General features: G+C 69.5%; 1 protein-coding gene (running past one end of the window). It reads left to right on the top strand.

Annotation, left to right across the window (positions count from 1 at the left end; genetic code table 11):
- A protein-coding gene (locus ACH413_RS34580) for a non-ribosomal peptide synthase/polyketide synthase (RefSeq protein ID WP_360045648.1) crosses the window boundary here: on the top strand, positions 1-18,403 show its 3' portion. It extends 1,025 nt beyond the left edge of the window; only the last 18,403 of its 19,428 coding nucleotides appear in the window; its start codon lies off the left edge, out of view; it ends in the stop codon at positions 18,401-18,403.
- Position 18,404 lies beyond the last annotated feature (1 nt).

Here is an 18,404-nt window from a genome sequence, read left to right as displayed (position 1 = left end):
CACCGTGCTGGACGCCTTCGCGCACGACGAGGCGCCGTTCGAGAAGCTGGTCGAGGTGCTGAGGATCGAACGCGATCCCAGCCACAACCCGTTGTTCGACGTCATGGTCCTGCTGCACGGCGCCCAGGGCGAGTCCCCGCGGTTCACCGGCCTCGAAGTCGGCCCGGTCGCCCTGACCAAGCGCACGACGAACTTCGACCTCACCGTGGAGTTCCAGGAGTTGGCCGGGGTGCTGCGCGGCTCGATCGACTACAGCACGGACCTGTTCGACGCCACCACGATCGACCGACTGGCCGGACACCTGGTGCGACTGGCCGAGGCCATCTCCGACGATCCGGAACGGCCGGTGTCGCGGCTGCCGTTGATGTCCGGTGCCGAGCGGGACCGGGTGCTGGTGGAGTGGAACGACACCGACCACGACTGTCCAGACGGGACGATCGCCGGCTTGTTCGCCGAACGGGTTCGGCAGAACCCCGACGCCGTCGCCCTGATCGCGGACGGGCTGTCGTTGACCTACGCGGAGCTGAACGCGCGAGCCAATCGGCTGGCACACCGCCTGATTCAGCTCGGTGTCCGGCCTGAGCACGCGGTCGGCCTGCTGATGGACCGCTCGGCCGACGTCGTCGTGGCCGAGCTGGCGATCGTCAAGGCAGGCGGGGCGTATCTGCCACTGGACGTGCGAGCACCAGCCGACCGGCTGCGGTCGCTCCTGCTGGAGACCGGTGCGCCGGTCCTGGTCACCGACCTCGCCTGGGAGACCACGGCCAGGGAGATCCACTCCAGTCACGTGATCCTGGTTGATGGCGAGCACGGGCCGGACACCGATCCTGACGTCGCGATCGACCCCGACAACCTGGCGTACGTCATGTACACCTCGGGCTCGACAGGTGCGCCGAAGGGCGTGGGCATCCGGAACCGTGACGTGGTCGCGCTGGCCGCCGATCGCCGCTTCGACGATGGCCACGAACGCGTACCGCTGCACTCGCCGTGCGCGTTCGACGCCTCGACCTACGAGCTGTGGGTGCCGCTGCTCAACGGCGGCAGGCTCGTGGTCGCACCACCCGGCGACGTGGACGCGGACGTGCTGCGGCAGATGGTCGCCGAGCACGGTCTGACCGCCGTGTTCCTCACGGCCGGGTTGTTCCACGCCGTGGCCCAGGAAGCACCGGACTGCCTCGCCGGAGTCCGCGAGGTCTGGACCGGCGGCGACGTGGTGTCCGCGTCCGCCGTGCGCCGAATCCTGACTGCTTGTCCCGGTCTCACGGTCACGGACGTCTACGGACCGACCGAGGCGACGGCGTTCGCGACCACGCACCAGTTGTCCGATGCCGGTCAGGTGCCGGACGCGGTGCCGATCGGGCGGCCGTTGGACAACATGCGTGCCTACGTCCTCGACCACGCGCTGGCACCCGTGCCGGTCGGAGTCGCGGGTGAGCTGTTCGTCGCGGGTGCCGGACTGGCCCGCGGCTACCTGAGCCGGCCGGGGCTGACCGCGGACCGGTTCCTGGCCGATCCCTTCGGTGAACCGGGTACGCGGATGTACCGCACCGGCGACGTCGTGCGGTGGACGGCCGACGGCGTGCTGGAGTACCGGGGCCGGGCCGACGACCAGGTGAAGATCCGCGGGTTCCGGATCGAGCCTGGCGAGATCGAGAACACGCTGACGCGGCACCCCGAGGTCGCCGAGGCGGTGGTGGTCGCGCGGGACGACAACGGGCGCAAGCGCCTGGTCGCCTACGTGACTCCTGCGGGGACGACAGTCGGTGACCTGCGGCCGTGGCTGAAGCAGAGCCTGCCCGACTACATGGTGCCGTCGGCGTTCGTGGTGCTGGACGAACTGCCGCTCGACGCCAACGGCAAGGTGGCCCGAAAGGCGTTGCCTTCTCCCGAAACGGAGGCGGGGGCGCAGTACGTGGCGCCGCGCAACGCGGTGGAGACCACGCTGGCCGAGATATGGGCGGAGGTCGTCGGCGCGCAGCGGGTCGGCGTCCAGGACAACTTCTTCGAACTCGGTGGCGACTCGATCCTCAGCATCCAGGTCGTGTCCAGGGCCCGGCGCGCCGGGCTGCGGCTGAGCTCGCGGGACCTCTTCCTGCACCAGACCGTCGCCGACCTCGCCGCCCGCGTCGAGACGGTGACGGAGCCGGCGATCGACGATCACCAGCTCACCGGTCCGGTACCGCTGACGCCGATCCAACGCTGGTTCTTCGAGACCGTGCCGGTGGCGCGCGAGCACTTCACGATGTCCATGCTGGTGGAACTGCCCGCCGACGTCGACGAGAAGGCGTTGCGAGAGGCCGTTGACGCCGTTGTGGCGCAGCATGACGCGCTGCGCACGCGGTTCGAGCAGATCGACGGTGAGTGGCGCGTGGAGATCGCGCCGTCCGAGCCGGCCGAGGTGCTGCGTCGGCACGATCTGTCCACACTGGACTCGGAAGCGCAACGGGCCGCGATCGAGACCGAGGCGCTGATCGCCCAGACCGGCCTGAGTCCGCAGACCGGCCCGGTGATCCAGGCCCTGCTGTTCGATCTCGGGTCCGAGCGGCGACCGCGGCTCTTCCTGACCGCGCACCACCTGGTGATCGACGGAGTGTCCTGGCGCATCCTGCTCGGTGACCTCGAAACGGCCTACCGCCAGCTCGAACTGGAGCCGGTCGGCACCTCGTTCGCCCGCTGGGCACAACGCCTGACGGAGCACGTCGAGTCCGGTGCGTTCGACGACGACCTCGCCCGCTGGACGGCGGTGTCAGGCGGGACCGATCTGCCGGTGGATCGTTCCGGACACAACACCGTCGGTTCGACCCGTACCGTCACGGTCCGGCTGGACGCGGAACACACGGACGCGTTGCTGCACAAGGTTCCCCGGGCCTATCGCACGCAGATCAACGACGTCCTGCTCAGCGCGCTCGGCAGGGTTCTGTCGAGCTGGACGGGTCGAGACAGCACGCTGGTCGCGATGGAGGGGCACGGCCGTGAGGAGATCCTCGACGGCGTCGACCTCTCCCGCACGGTCGGCTGGTTCACGACCATGTTCCCGTTCGCGCTCACCGCTCCCACTGACAGCCACTGGGGCGAGATTCTCCAGTCGGTGAAGGAACAGCTGCGTGCCGTGCCGCGACGGGGACTCAGCTACGGTGCCCTGCGTCATCTGCGCCCAACTGTTCTGGGTGGCGACCCGTCGCCGCAGATCAGCTTCAACTACCACGGCCAATGGGACCTCGCGCCGGACGAGAACTCGCTGTACCAGGCCAGATGCGCCAACGTCGGCCAGGACCTGGCCCCCGAGCAGACCCGTGCCCACCTGCTGGACATCTCAGGTGCGGTGGAGGACGGGGAACTGGCGCTGAGCTGGCTGTACTCCGACCAGGTGCACGACGACGCCACGGTGACGCGCCTGGCCCAGGAGATGCGTCAGGCACTGCTGGAGATCATCGACCACTGCTCCCTGCCGGACGCGGGTGGGCGCACGCCGTCCGACTTCCCGCTGGCGACGCTCGATCAGGCTGCGGTGGACCGCCTGGTGGGCAACGGGAAGACGGTGGAGGACGTCCATCCGCTGACGCCGTTGCAGGCCGGGATGGTGTTCCACAGCCTGGTGGACGCCGAGTCCGGCGCCTACTTCGACCAGGCCCGCCTGACGTTGGCCGGCGTCGCCGATCCCGAGGCGCTCGGCGCGGCCTGGCAACGAGTCGTGGACCGCACGCCGGTGCTGCGGAGTTCCGTGGCCTGGGAAGGCGTGGCCGAGCCGCTTCTCCTGGTGCACAGCCAGGTCGTGGTCCCGATCTCGTACCACGACTGGCGCGAGCTGTCCGATGTGGACCACGAGGCTTCGCGGGTGGCGGCGGAGGATCGCGCTGCCGCGAAGGACCTCACCGCGGCCCCGCTGATGCGCGTGAGCATCGCCGCGTTGCCGGACGACGAGGTTCTGCTCGTCTGGACCTTCCACCACGTCCTGCTGGACGGCTGGAGCCTCGGACAGGTCTTCGCCGAGGTGTGCGAGCAGTACGCGGCGATCGTGGGGGACCGGCAGCCGGACCTGCCTGCCCGGCGCCCGTTCCGCGACTACCTGCAGTGGCTGCACCGGCAGGACCGGTCCGCGGCCGAGGAGTACTGGCGGGGAGTGCTGTCCGGGTTCGAGTCGGCCACCGCGCTGCCGTTCGACCGGAAACCCCTGGAGGCCCACCGGACCGAGTCCTCCGAGTCGGCGCACATCGCGTTGTCGGAGGAGGAGTCCGCGCAGCTGCGAGAGGTGAGCAAGCAGAACGGCCTGACCGTGAACACGGTCGTCCAGGGCGCGTGGGCGTTGCTGCTGTCCCGCTACAGCGGCGAGCAGGACGTCGTCTTCGGCACCACCGTGTCCGGGCGTCCGGCTGAGCTCGCCGGGGTCGAGTCGATGATCGGCATGTTCATCAACACGGTGCCGACCCGTGCGCGGGTCGACGAGACCCAGCAGTTGGTGGACTGGCTGCGTGATCTGCAGGTGCAGCAGGCCGAGTCCAGGAGGTTCGAGGCGGTGTCGCTGGCCGAACTGCGGACCTGGAGCGACCTTGCAGCAGGGAACTCCCTGTTCGACAGCTCTGTCGTCTTCGAGAACTACCCGTTCGACGAATCCTCCACCGGGGGCATCCGGGTGACCGGGGTGCAGGCGGTGGACACGACCAGCTTCCCGCTCAGCGTGCGCGCTCACCTCGACGAACGACTGCACGTCGCACTCTCCTACGACCCGAGGTTGTTCGACGCGGACACCGTCGAACGGATGGCGACGCACCTGGGTGTGTTGCTGACGGCGTTCATCACCGACCCGGCCCGCGCTGTGTCGGAGACGCCGATGCTGACCGAGTCCGAGCAGCACCAGGTCCTGGTGGAGTGGAACGGTTCTGCCCACGATCTGCCTACTGGCACGTTGCCGGAGCTGTTCGAGGCGCAGGCGGCCAGGACTCCTGACTCGATCGCGGTCACGTGCGAGGGCGAGAGCCTTTCGTACGCGGAACTGAACGTACGGGCCAACCGCTTGGCTCACCGACTGATCGAACTGGGCGCCGGACCGGAGCGGTTCGTCGCCTTGGTCCTGCCGCGCTCGGCCGAGATGATCGTGGCGATCCTCGCCGTGCTCAAGACGGGTGCCGCGTACCTGCCGGTGGATCCGGGCCTTCCGCAGGAGCGGATCGACGCGATGCTCGACGACGTCCGGCCCGTTGTGGTGCTGGAGGACATCGGTGACAGCGACGGCTGTCCGGACACCGCTCCAAGCCCGCTGCTGTCCCCGGAGAACGCGGCGTACGTGATCTACACGTCCGGCTCGACCGGTGTGCCCAAGGGAGTGGTCGTCCCGCACAGCAACGTCACGCGCCTGTTCGAGGCCACTCGCGAATGGTTGTCCTTCGACGAGCACGACGTGTGGACGTTGTTCCACTCCTACGCGTTCGACTTCTCGGTCTGGGAGATCTGGGGTCCGCTGCTCCACGGCGGACGGCTGGTCGTCGTTCCCCAGGCCGTGTCCCGATCACCGCGGGAGTTCCTGCGGCTGCTGGCCGACGAGCACGTGACCGTGCTCAACCAGACCCCTTCGGCGTACTACGAGCTGATGGGCGCGCCGGAACTCGACGCGCTGCGGTACGTGATCTTCGGTGGTGAAGCACTCGACGTGCGGCGGCTGGGGGAGCGGCACTCCGGGCCGGTACTGGTCAACATGTACGGCATTACCGAGACCACCGTGCACGTCACCTGCTCCGTGCTCACGAAGGACTCGGCCGGAACGATCGGTGTGGGCCTGCCCGACCTGAGGGTGTACGTGCTGGACGCCCGCCTGCGTCCGGTCCCGGTCGGGGTCGCCGGCGAGATGTACGTGGCGGGGGCGGGCCTCGCGCGTGGCTACCTGAACCGCCCCGGCCTCACCTCGGACCGGTTCGTCGCCGACCCGTTCGGTGCGGCCGGCACCCGGATGTACCGCACCGGTGACCTCGCCCGGTGGAACGGGGAAGGCGAGCTGGAGTACGTCGGCCGCGCCGACCGGCAGGTGAAGATCCGCGGGTTCCGCATCGAGCTCGGTGAGGTCGAGGCCGCCCTGCTCGCACTGCCCGAGATCACCTCGGCCGTCGTGGTGGCGCGCGACGCCAGGCTGGTCACTTACGTTGTGCCCGACGGAGAGATGCCGAGCACAGCGGACCTCCGTGTCGCACTGATGCGCACCCTGCCCGACTACATGGTGCCGTCGGCCTTCGTGCCGCTTGCCGAGGTCCCGTTGACCCGCAACGGGAAACTCGACCGGCAGGCGCTGCTGGCGCTGGACGCGGGCGCGGTGGCGAGCAGCGGGTACCGGGAGCCTCGGACGGACGCCGAACGGACCGTCACCGCCATCTGGGCCGAGGTCATGGGCGTCGAGCGGGTGGGCGCGGACGACAACTTCTTCGAACTGGGCGGCGACTCGATCCTGAGCATCCGGGTCGCGTCCCGGCTGCGCGCGGCCTTCGGTGCCGACGTGTCGCCGCGCGTCCTGTTCTCCTCGCCCACGCCCGCTTTGCTCGCCGCAGACCTGCCCGCGAGCAGCGGCCCGGTCGTGCCGGCGATCCCGGCCGTGCCGCGCGACCAGGACCTCCCGTTGTCGTTCGCGCAGCAGAGGTTGTGGTTCCTCAACGAGTTCGACCCGAACAGCGCCGAGTACGTCACTGTCTTCGCGATCCGGCTGAACGGTTCGCTGGACGTGGACGCGCTCGGCCGCGCGCTGAACTCGTTGATCGCCAGGCACGAGTCGTTGCGGACCACTTTCGAGTCGGTCGACGGAAGGCCGCGGCAGGTCGTGCACCCGCCGTACGAGATCGCTGTGTCCGTGGTCGAGACCCAGGACGTCGAACTCCACGAACTGACCCGGCCGTTCGATCTGGAACACGGCCCGCTGCTGCGAGTCCTGCTGGCGCGATTGGCCGCGGACGAACACGTTCTCGTGCTCTCCCTGCACCACATCATCACCGACGGCTGGTCGATGGGTGTGCTGTCCGAAGAGCTGAGCGCGCTCTACAACGGGTCAGTAGAACTGCCCGCGTTGCCGATCCAGTACGCGGACTTCGCCGCGTGGCAGCGGGAACGTCTGGCCGACGACTCGATGAAGGAACAGGTCGAGTACTGGCGCGATCAGCTCGACGGGCTCGCCCCGCTGGAGCTGCTGACCGACCGCCCCCGGCCCCCGGTGCAGACCACCAACGGCGCCTCGCGGGAGTTCACCGTGCCCGCGGACGTCACTGCCGCGCTCAGGGAGTTGGGAAGCCAGAAGGACACGACGCTGTTCATGACGCTCGTGGCCGGGTGCCAGCTGTTGCTGCAACGCCTGTCCGGTCAGAACGACATCGCCGTCGGCACGGTCAGCTCCGGCCGTGAGCAGCCGGAGGTGGAGCGGCTGGTCGGAATCTTCGTCAACACCCTCGTGCTGCGGTCGGAGATCGACGGCCGGCGTGGGTTCCGGGAGCTCCTGGCGGACGTGCGGGAGACCGTGCTCGACGCCTTCGCCCACCAGGACCTGCCCTTCGAACGGGTGGTGGACGAACTCCAGCCGGACCGCGACACCAGCCGGTCCCCGCTGTTCCAGGTGATGGTGACGTTGCAGAACGCGGGCAACCGGCTGCCCGGACTGGACGGCCTTGCCGTCAGCGAGTTCGCCCTGCCGATCACCAAGGCCACCTTCGATCTCGGGTTCGAGTTCGAGGAACACGACGACGGCCTGCGCGGACTCGTCGACTACAACACCGACCTTTTCGACGCCGCCACGATCGACCGGATGATCGGGCACCTCGGCGTCCTGTTCGCCGCGGTCGTGGCCGACCCCGACCGGCCCGTGGCGCGGCTCGACCTGCTGACCGGCACCGAGCAGGAGCAACTCGTGGTGTCGTGGAACGACACCGATGTCGTTGTGCCTCCGGCGACCTGGCCCGAGTTGTTCGAGCAACAGGTGGCGAAGACCCCGGACGCGACCGCGGTGGTCTTCCAGGACCAGGAACTGACCTTCGCCGAGCTGAACGCCCGCGCGAACCGGCTGGCCCGCTACCTGATCGACAACGGTGCCGCTCCCGAACGGTTCGTGGCCGTGTCCCTGCCCCGGTCCGCGGACGTGGTCGTGGCGATCCTCGCCGTGCTCAAGTCCGGCGCGGTCTACCTGCCGCTGGACCCTGAGCTGCCACCCGACCGGATCGACTTCGTGCTGCGCGACGCCCAGCCGGTGGTGGTCGTCGACTCGATTCCGGCACTCGACGGCTCCGCCGTGAATCTGGACATCGAGGCTGATGGCGCCGCGTACTGCATCTACACCTCTGGTTCGACCGGGGTGCCGAAAGGCGTGGTCGTCGACCACCGTGCGTTGGCCGAGCTGAGCCACGACCACCGGACCGAGTTCGGTGCCGCCCAGGGGAACGAGCGGATGCGGGTCGCGTTGACGTCCGCGTTCTCGTTCGACGCGTCGTGGGACGGCCTGCTCATGATGGCCGACGGTCACGAACTGCACCTGATCGACGACGTCCTGCGTCTCGACCCCGAGGCGTTGGCGGACTACGTCGTCAGCAGGCGGATCGACCTGGTCGACTCGACGCCTTCCCATGTCCAGCAACTGGTTCTGGCCGGGCTGTTCGCCGGCGGACGCCATCAGCCGTCGGTCCTCATGCTCGGCGGCGACGCGGTCGACCAGGCGTTGTGGCGTGAGCTGTCCGCGATCGAGGGGACGGTCGCGTACAACCACTACGGGCCGACCGAGACCACGGTCGACGTCGTGTGGACGCGGCTCGACGCCGCAGACCGCCCGGTGATCGGCCGACCGGGCCACAACGTGCGGGCGTACGTGCTCGACGAACTGCTGCGTCCGGTGCCGATCGGCGTCCCCGGTCAGCTCCACCTGGCTGGCGGCCGCCTTGCCCGTGGCTACCTGAACAGGCCGGGACTGACCGCGGCGAGGTTCACGGCCAACCCGTTCGGGCCGCCCGGCAGCCGGCTCTACGGCACCGGCGACCGGGTGCGCTGGACGGCCGGCGGGCTCCTGGAGTACCTGGGACGCGTCGACGAGCAGGTCAAGATCCGGGGCTTCCGCATCGAACCCGGTGAGGTCGAGGCGGCACTGCGCGGGCACGCCGAGGTCGCCGAGGCCGTTGTCGTCGCCAGGGAGGACGAGGGGCACCGCAGACTGGTCGCCTACCTCGTGCCCGCTCAACGGACGCCCGAGGCGCTGGAGTTGCGCGCCTGGCTGAAGCAGACCCTGCCCGACTACATGGTGCCGTCCGCGTTCGTCGTGCTCGACCGGCTGCCCATGACCACGAGCGGCAAGGTCGACCGCAACGCCCTGCCCGCACCGGCCCGCCGGCAGGAAGGTCCGAGCGGGACTGCCCCGCGCACGGAGACCGAGCGCCGGCTGGCCGAAGTCTGGGCCGCCGTGCTCGGCGTCGAGCGGCTGGGCGTGGAGGACAACTTCTTCGCGCTGGGCGGTGACTCGATCCTGAGCATCCAGGTCGTCTCCCGCGCCCGGCAGGCGGGATTGCGGCTGACCTCGAAGGACATCTTCCGCCACCAGACCGTCGCCGAACTCGCGGTCGTCGTGGGGACGGGCGTGGCTGAGCCGGCTGACCCCGATCTGATCCTCGGCCCGGCGCCGCTCACCCCGATCCAGCGCTGGTTGCTGGAGACCGAGCACGACGATCCGCGTCACTTCACGATGTCGACGCTCGCCGAGTTGCCCCCTGACCTCGACGACGAGGCGTTGTCCAGGGCGTTGGACGCGGTCGTGGCCCACCACGACGCGCTGCGCGCCAGGTTCACCCAGGTCGACGGCCAGTGGCAGCAGGAGTTCGCACCGGCTGAGCGCATCGTGCTCGTGAAGCGCCACGATCTGTCCGAAGAGGACGTTCAGGACCTCGCTCTCAGGGCCCAGTCGGGCCTCGATCTGGAGAACGGATCGCTGGTCGCGGCGGTGTTGTTCACCTTCAGCGACCGGGCACCGCGGCTCTTCCTCGCCGTCCACCACCTCGTCATCGACGGAGTGTCGTGGCGGATCCTGCTCGGTGACCTCGAGACCGCCTACCACCAGGTGCGGGCGGATCAGCCGATCGACCTCGGTGCCAAGACGACCTCCTATCACCTGTGGGCACGGCGGCTGGCCGAGCACGTCGTTGCTGGTGGCTTCGACGAAGACCTGGCGTACTGGGACAACGCCGTGGCGTCACCAGGGCTGCCGGTGGACCGCACCGGTGCGAACACGGCCGGGTCCAGTCGCACGATCTCGATGCGGCTCGACCCGGAGAACACCGATGCCTTGCTGCGCAAGGTTCCCGACGTGTACCGCACCCAGGTCAACGACGTGCTGATGGCGGCGCTGGGCCGGGTGTTGTCGCGGTGGACCGGCCATGAGCAGGTCCTGGTGGCGATGGAAGGTCACGGCCGCGAGGAGATCCTCGACGGGATCGACCTGTCACGCACCGTCGGCTGGTTCACCGCGGAGTTCCCCGTCTCGCTCACGGTGCCCAACACGGGCTGGGGCGACGCACTCAAGTCCACCAAGGAACAGCTGCGCGCGATCCCCCACAAGGGACTGAGCTACGGCGCGCTGAAGACCGGTCAGCCGGCCGAGATCGGCTTCAACTACCACGGCCAGTGGAACGCCACCGCGGACTCGGACGGGTTCTACCGCTCGTGGGGCACCGGCATCGGCCAGGACGTGGCCGCTGACCGGCAGCGCGCCTACCTGCTGGAGGTGACCGGCGTCGTCGAGGACGGCGAGCTGGAGCTGGGCTGGACGTACTCCACCGCCGTGCACGACGAGGAAACCGTGCAGGGCCTGGCAGAACAGCTGATCGCGTACCTGCTGGACATCGTCGAGCACTGCGGCACACCGGGAGCAGGAGGCCGGACCCCGTCGGACTTCCCGTTCGTCCGGCTCGACCAGGCACAGGTGGACGACCTGGTCACCGGTTCGGTCGAGGACATCTACCCGCTGACCCCGTTGCAGGCCGGAATGCTGTTCCACAGCCTGGTGGACACCGACTCGGCCGCCTACTTCGAGCAGATCCGCCTTCGGCTGTCCGGTGTGACGGACCCGAGCGGGCTGGGCGAGGCGTGGCAACAGATCACGAACCGGACCCCGGCGCTGCGCAGCAGGCTCGTGTGGGCCGGCGTGGAGGAACCGGTGCAGGTCGTCGAACGTGACGTGGTGCTGCCCGTCACTCACCACGACTGGCGGGACCGGTCCGAGGCCGACCGCGAAGCCGCGCTGCGCGAGCTGCTGGAACGCGATCGTGCCGACAGGTTCGACCTGGCCACGGCACCGCTGTCCCGGGTGGCGATCATCGCGCTGTCCGGCGACGAGGTGCTGATGGTGTGGACCTCGCACCACGTCGTGCTCGACGGGTGGAGCGCCGCCCAGGTGTTCGCCGAGGTCTGCGAGCAGTACGCGGCCGTGGCGGGAGGAAGCGAGCCCCAGCTCGTGGCCCGCCGCCCGTTCCGGGACTACCTGACCTGGCTGTCCGAGCAGGATCCGCGGCAGGCGGAGGAGTACTGGCGGCGGACGCTTTCCGGCTTCGAGGCTCCGACTCCGTTGCCCTGTGATCGTCGCCCGCTTCAGGCGCACCGGACGCAGTCGGCTGAGTCGGTCCGCGTCGAACTTCCGGCGTCCGGACTCCAGGAGGTCGCCCGGAGCACCGCGCTCACCCTCAACACGATCATCCAGGGTGCGTGGGCGCTGCTGCTGTCGCGCTACAGCGGCGAGCAGGACGTGGTGTTCGGCACCACGGTGTCCGGCCGCCCGGCCGAGCTTCCCGGTGTCGAGTCGATGCTCGGGATGTTCATCAACACCGCGCCGACCCGCATCCAGGTCCACAGTGGATGGACGGTGGCCGGATGGCTGCGGGAGGTGCAGGCCGCGCAGAGCGAGTCGCGGAGCTTCGACTTCGTGTCTCTCGGAGAGCTGCGGCCCTGGAGCGACGTGCCCGCCGGGCAGAACCTGTTCGACAGCATGGTGGTGTTCGAGAACTACCCGGTCAGCGAACCCGCGACCGCCGGGGCGCCCCAGGTGCTGGAGGTCAACTCGTCGGACGCGACCAGCTTCCCGCTGTGTCTGCGCGCCTCGCTCGGTGAGAGCCTCGCTCTGGACCTCGCCTACGATCCGGCGCTGTTCGACGCCTCCACGGTCCGCGCGATGGTCGAACGTCTGCGTTTGGTTCTCGAAGGCATCGCGAGCGACCCGGACGTTCCGGTGGCCACGTTGCCGTGGATGTCCGACGACGAGCGCGGCCGCGTCCTCGAAGCAAGCCAGGGGACTCGCCGTGACCTGCCCGCGGCGACAGTTCCCGAACTGTTCGCCGCCCAGGTGGTCCGCACGCCGGACGCACCGGCGGCCGGCACCCTGTCGTACGCGGAGCTGGACGCCCGTTCGAACCACCTGGCCAATCGACTGGTGGAGCTCGGCGTCCGGCCGGAGGACCGCGTAGGACTGCTGCTGGAGCCCTCGGTCGCACACTGCGTCGCCGAACTGGCGGTGCTGAAGGCCGGTGGGGCCTACGTTCCGCTCGACGTTCGCGCGCCACAGCAGCGAACGCGTTCGATGCTGGCGGAGGCCGGAGTGTCGGTGCTGATCACCGATACCGCCTGGCAGGCCGCAGCTGATCGGGTCCACAGCGGACAGATTGTGCTCGTCGGTGCCGAGGAGTCGGCAACGGGCCCGGAGCCGCGCATCGATCAGGACAACCTGGCTTACGTCATGTACACGTCGGGGTCGACCGGAATGCCCAAGGGTGTCGCGGTTCGTCACCGGGACGTGGTGGGCCTGGCCTCCGACGGCCGGTTCCGCGGTGGCGCCCATGAACGGGTGCTGGCCCATTCACCGCTGGCGTTCGACGCGTCGACCTACGAACTGTGGGTGCCGTTGCTCAACGGCGGCCAGGTGGTGCTGGCGGACACTCCGGACCTGACCGTGGAGTCGTTGCACCGGGCGATCACTGAACATCAGGTGACCGGGCTGTGGCTGACCGCGGGCCTGTTCCGGTTGGTGGCCCAGGACGCACCCGGTTGCCTGGCCGGTGTCCGCGAGGTGTGGACGGGCGGCGACGTGGTCCCGGCGGCCGCAGTGCGCCGGGTCCTGGCGGCCTGCCCCGGTCTGGTGGTCGTCGACGGCTACGGCCCGACCGAGACCACCACCTTCGCGACCGCCCACCGGATGCACGAGCTGGTGGCCGACCCGGTACCGATCGGGCGGCCGTTGGACGACATGCGCGGTTACGTGCTCGACCATGATCTACGACCGGTGCCTCTCGGCGTGCCGGGTGAACTGTGCATCGCGGGTTCGGGGCTGTCTCGCGGCTACCTGAACCGGCCTGGGCTGACGGCGGAACGGTTCGTGGCCGACCCGTTCGGCGCGCCGGGCGAGCGCATGTACCGGACCGGAGACGTCGTCCGGCGGACCGCTGACGGTGAGCTCGCCTTCCTCGGACGGTCCGACGACCAGGTGAAGCTGCGCGGGTTCCGGGTCGAACTGGGCGAGGTCGAGGCCGCGCTGGCCGCTCACCCCGCCGTCAGCCAGGCCGTGGCCGTTCTCGACGGCGGCAGGCTGGTCGCCTACGTCGTACCGGCGACCGTCGAGCCCTCGGACGTGCGCGAACACGCCGTGGCAACGTTGCCGGAGTACATGGTGCCGGCCGTGATCATGGCGTTGGACGAGTTGCCGTTGAGCCGCAACGGAAAGGTCGACCGCCGGGCCCTTCCGGCACCGGGCGCGGCGACCACCGCACGTTATGTGGCACCGCGTACCCGCCTCGAACGGACCGTCGCGGACCTCTGGGCACGCCTGCTCGGTGTGGAGCGCGTCGGTGTCGACGACAACTTCTTCGAGCTCGGCGGCGACTCGATCATGAGCATCCGGCTGGTGTCCGGGCTGCTGGCCGAGTGCGGGACGAGCGTGTCGCCGAGGATGGTGTTCAGCAACCCGACGGTCGCCGGTCTGGCCGCCGCGATCGGTGCGGAGAGCGCCGGGCAGATTCCGGTGTTGCCCCGGCACGGCACCGTCGAGCAGTCGTTCGCCCAGCAACGGCTCTGGTTCCTCGACGACTTCGAACCGGGCGGCACCGAGTACGTCACGTTCACCGCCGTGCGGCTGGTGGGTCAGTTGGACGTCGGAGCGCTGTCCACGGCGTTCACGGCACTGGTCGCCAGGCACGAATCTCTCCGCACGACGTTCGGAAGCGGCGTCCAGGTGGTGCAGGAACCGTTCGAGGTTCAGGTGCCGGTGACGGATCTGCCTCAGGACGCGGACCTGATGGCCGTGCTGGCCGAGGAGGGCCGCCGCCCGTTCGACCTGCGCCGCGGTCCGTTGCTGCGGCCAGGCCTGATCAGGCTGGCGGACGACGAGCACGTGCTGACCCTGGCCCTGCACCACATCATCACCGACGGCTGGTCGAACGGAGTGATCGCCAGTGAGTTGAGCGTGCTGTACGGCGCCGCCCTGCGCGGCGAGCAGGCGGATCTGCCGCCGCTTCCCGTGCAGTACGCGGACTTCGCCGCCTGGCAACGCGGTCTGCTGTCAGAGAGCGCCCTGGACGAGCAGGTGTCGTATTGGCGCAACCAACTCGCCGACGTCCCACCGCTGGACTTGCCCGCGGACCGCCCCCGGCCCGCCGTGCGCTCGACCAACGGAGCGGTGGCGGAGACCGTCGTTCCCGAGGTGGTGACCGCGCGGCTCGCTGAGTTGAGCCGTCAGCGGGAGACCACCCTGTTCACGACGCTGGTCGCTGCCTGTCAAGTCCTCTTCGGACGGTTGGCAGGGCAGGACGACGTGACTGTGGGAACGGTGGCCTCCGGTCGTGAGCGCGCTGAGTTGACCGGACTCGTCGGGTTCTTCGTGAACACGCTGGCGTTGCGGTCCCGCGTGCGTGGCGACCTCGCCTTCACCGACTTCCTCGGCGAGGTGCACGACACCGTCCGGGACGCGTTCGACCGTCAGGACCTTCCGTTCGAGCGGGTCGTGGACAGCGTCCAACCCGACCGCGACACCGCCCGCACCCCGCTGTTCCAGGTCATGGTGGTGCTGCAGAACGCTCCGCAGGAGGCGCCGCTGCTGCCCGGCCTGGTGGCAGAGGACGTGGAGCTGCCGCTGACAACGGCCAACTTCGACGTCACCGTCGAGTTCCAGGAGCTCGACGGCCGGCTGCGGGTCGCGCTGAACTACAACACCGACCTGTTCGACCCCACCACGATCGAGCGGTTCGGCGACCAGTTGCAGGTGCTGCTCGCGGACATCGCGGACGATCCGCAACGAGCGGTGTCCCGCTTGACCCTGCTGTCCGAGGCAGAACGCCGGCGGCTGTTGGTCGACTGGAACGACACGGATCGCGACGTTCCCGCCGGCCTGCTGCCGGAGTTGTTCGAGGCTCAGGTGCGGCGTGCTCCGGACGCTCCGGCGCTGCTCGGCGAGGACGAGGTGGTGAGCTTCGCCGAGCTCAACGCGCGAGCGAACCGGCTGGCCAGGGTGCTGGCCGGCAGGGGAGCAGGTCCTGAGCAGATCGTCGCGCTCGTCCTGCCGCGCTCGGTGGACATCATCGTGGCCCAGCTCGCGGTGCTGAAGGCAGGAGCGGCGTTCCTGCCCGTCGACGCGGCCCATCCGGCGGACCGGATCGCGTTCATGCTCGACGACGCCCGTCCCGCCCTGATCCTCACCCTCCGAGACATGGACACGAACCTGACCGGCGGAGAAGGAGTGCTGGAGCTCGACGAGCCCGGCCTGCTGTCCGAAGTGGACAGCGGCGATCTCACCGACGCCGACCGGACCTGTCCGCTGCTGCCGGAACACCCGGCGTACGTGATCTACACGTCCGGATCGACCGGGCGACCCAAGGGCGTCGTCGTGCCGCACACCGGCCTGGCCAGTCTCTCGGCGGCCGCGATCGAGCACTTCGGCGTCACCTCGGCCGATCGCGTCCTGGAGTACGCGTCTCCGAGCTTCGACGTCTCGGTGCTGGAGCTGTGCATGTCGTTGCCCGCCGGGGCAGCCCTGGTCGCACCGCCTCCCGGCCCGTTGCTGGGGGAGGAGCTGGCCGAACTTCTGGCCCATCGGGCGGTGACCGTCGCCGAGATCCCTCCCGCCGCACTGGCCACGGTGCCGAAGACGTCACTGCCGGACTTCCGCACGCTCATCGTCGGTGGCGACGTGTGCAGCGCTGATCTGGCGGCTCGCTGGACGCCGGGCCTGCGGATGTTCAACGGCTACGGGCCGACGGAGTTCACGGTGTCGACGACCTGGAGCGCACCGCTGACCGGCGCGGAGACCCCGCCCATCGGAAAGCCGATCCCCAACACCCGTGTGTACGTTGTGGACAGTGCCCTTCAGCCCGTGCCGATCGGCGTTCCCGGCGAGCTTTACGTCGCCGGCCTGGGCCTGGCCCGCGGGTACCTCAACCGTCCAGGGCTGACCGCGGACAGGTTCGTGGCCAACCCGTTCGGCCCGGCCGGGTCGCGCCTCTACCGCACGGGCGATGTCGTCCGGTGGACCGGGTCCGGCGAGCTGGAGTTCATCGGGCGGACGGACGACCAGGTGCAGGTCCGCGGGTTCCGGATCGAGCTGGGCGAAGTCGAGTCGGCACTGTTGCGGCACCCGGAGGTGAGCGAGGCCGTCGCGGCCGTGCAGGACGAACGCCTGGTCGCCTACGTGGTGGCGGGTTCGACGGCACCCGGAACGGCGGACCTGCGCGAGTTTCTCAGCCGGACGCTGCCCGACCACATGGTGCCCGTCGCCTTCATGGCGCTGGACTCCTTGCCGCTCAACGCAAGCGGAAAGGTCGACCGGCGCAGGCTGGCCCCGGTCACCGCGGCTCCCGACCCAGGGGTCTCCTACGTCGAGCCGAGCACCCAGGCCGAGCGTGCGCTCGCCGAGATCTGGGCCGACGTGCTCGGGCTGGAACGCGTCGGCGTGCGGGACAACTTCTTCGACCTGGGCGGCGACTCCATCCTCAGCATGCAGGTGGTGTCGCGGGCCAGGAAGGCAGGCCTGGGGCTGACGTCCAAGGACCTCTTCCTGCGCCAGAGCATCGACGTGCTCGCCGCCGAACTCGGCGAGGTCGACCCGTCGGCCACACGAGGGCAGGCGGAACCGGTCTTCGGCCCGGCACCGCTGACGCCGATCCAGCACTGGTTCTTCGAGAGCCACACCGTCAATCCGCACCACTTCAACCAGTCGATGCTGCTGGAGCTGACCGCCGACCTGGACGAGAAGGCGTTGCAAGCGGCCCTGGACACGCTGTGGTCCCACCACGACGCCCTCCGGATGCGCTTCGAGCAGGTCGATGGTCAGTGGCGGCAACACAACGCCGCCCCTGAGCCGGTCGAGCTGCTGCAACGCCACGACCTGTCCGGTGTGGACGATCAGATGGCCGCGATGGAGGAGGTGGCCGACGCGGTCCACGCCGGCTTCGACCTGCGGACCGGCCCGCTGCTGAAGGCCGTTCTGTTCACCGGGGGAGAGCGTCCGTTCCTCTTCCTGGCCGCGCACCACGTCGTGGTCGACGGGGTGTCCTGGCGGATCCTGCTGGACGACCTCGAACTTGCCTACCAGCAGGCCGACCTCGGCGAGAGGACGACGTCGTTCGTGGACTGGGCCAAGCGTCTCGGCGAGCACGTGGCGGCGGGTGGACTCGATCACGAGCTCGGACACTGGGCCGCTGCGCTGGACGTGCACGACCTGCCGGTGGACCGGGCGCCCGAGAAGTCCGCGACCCCGGCCGAGATCGTGACGATCACGCTGGACGCCGAGGCCACGGACGCGTTGCTGCACGCGGCACCCACCGCGTACCGCACCCGGATCAACGAGGTCCTGCTCAGCGCGCTCGCCTGGGCGTTGTCCCGCTGGACCGGGCACGAGGTCGTCTCGATCGACCTCGAGGGGCACGGCCGTGAGGACGTCCTCGACGGGGTCGACCTGACCCGGACCGTCGGCTGGTTCACCACGATCTTCCCGATCGCCCTGACCGTGCCGCAGGAGGACGAACCGCGGTGGCGGGAGGTGGTCAAGTCGGTCCGGCGGCAGCTGCGAGCCGTGCCGGGCAACGGGTTCGGCTACTCGGCGCTGCGTCACCTCGGCTCACCCGAGGCACGCGAGCGGCTGTCCGGCGACGGGAAGGGGCCGCAGATCGCCTTCAACTACCTCGGGCAGTGGGACAGCACCGCCAAGAACACCGGCAGCGGTCTCTACGTGGCGTCGCACTCGTCATTGGGGCAGGACCACGATCCCGCGGAGAGCAGCTCGCACGTGCTCGAGGTGGTGGGCGCGGTCCAGAGCGGCGAGCTGGTGTTCTCCTGGTTCTACCAACCGGATCTGCACGACCTCGCGACCGTGGAGTCGGTGGCCGGCGACTTCGCCGAAGCTCTGCGGAGCATCGCGCGCGACTGCGGGAAGGGCTGAG

This window comes from Lentzea sp. NPDC020367, from assembly GCF_044387305.1.
Taxonomy (GTDB): Bacteria; Actinomycetota; Actinomycetes; order Mycobacteriales; family Pseudonocardiaceae; genus Lentzea.
Note: the sequence above shows the minus strand (reverse complement) of the source record. Positions and strands in the feature narration are given on the sequence as shown.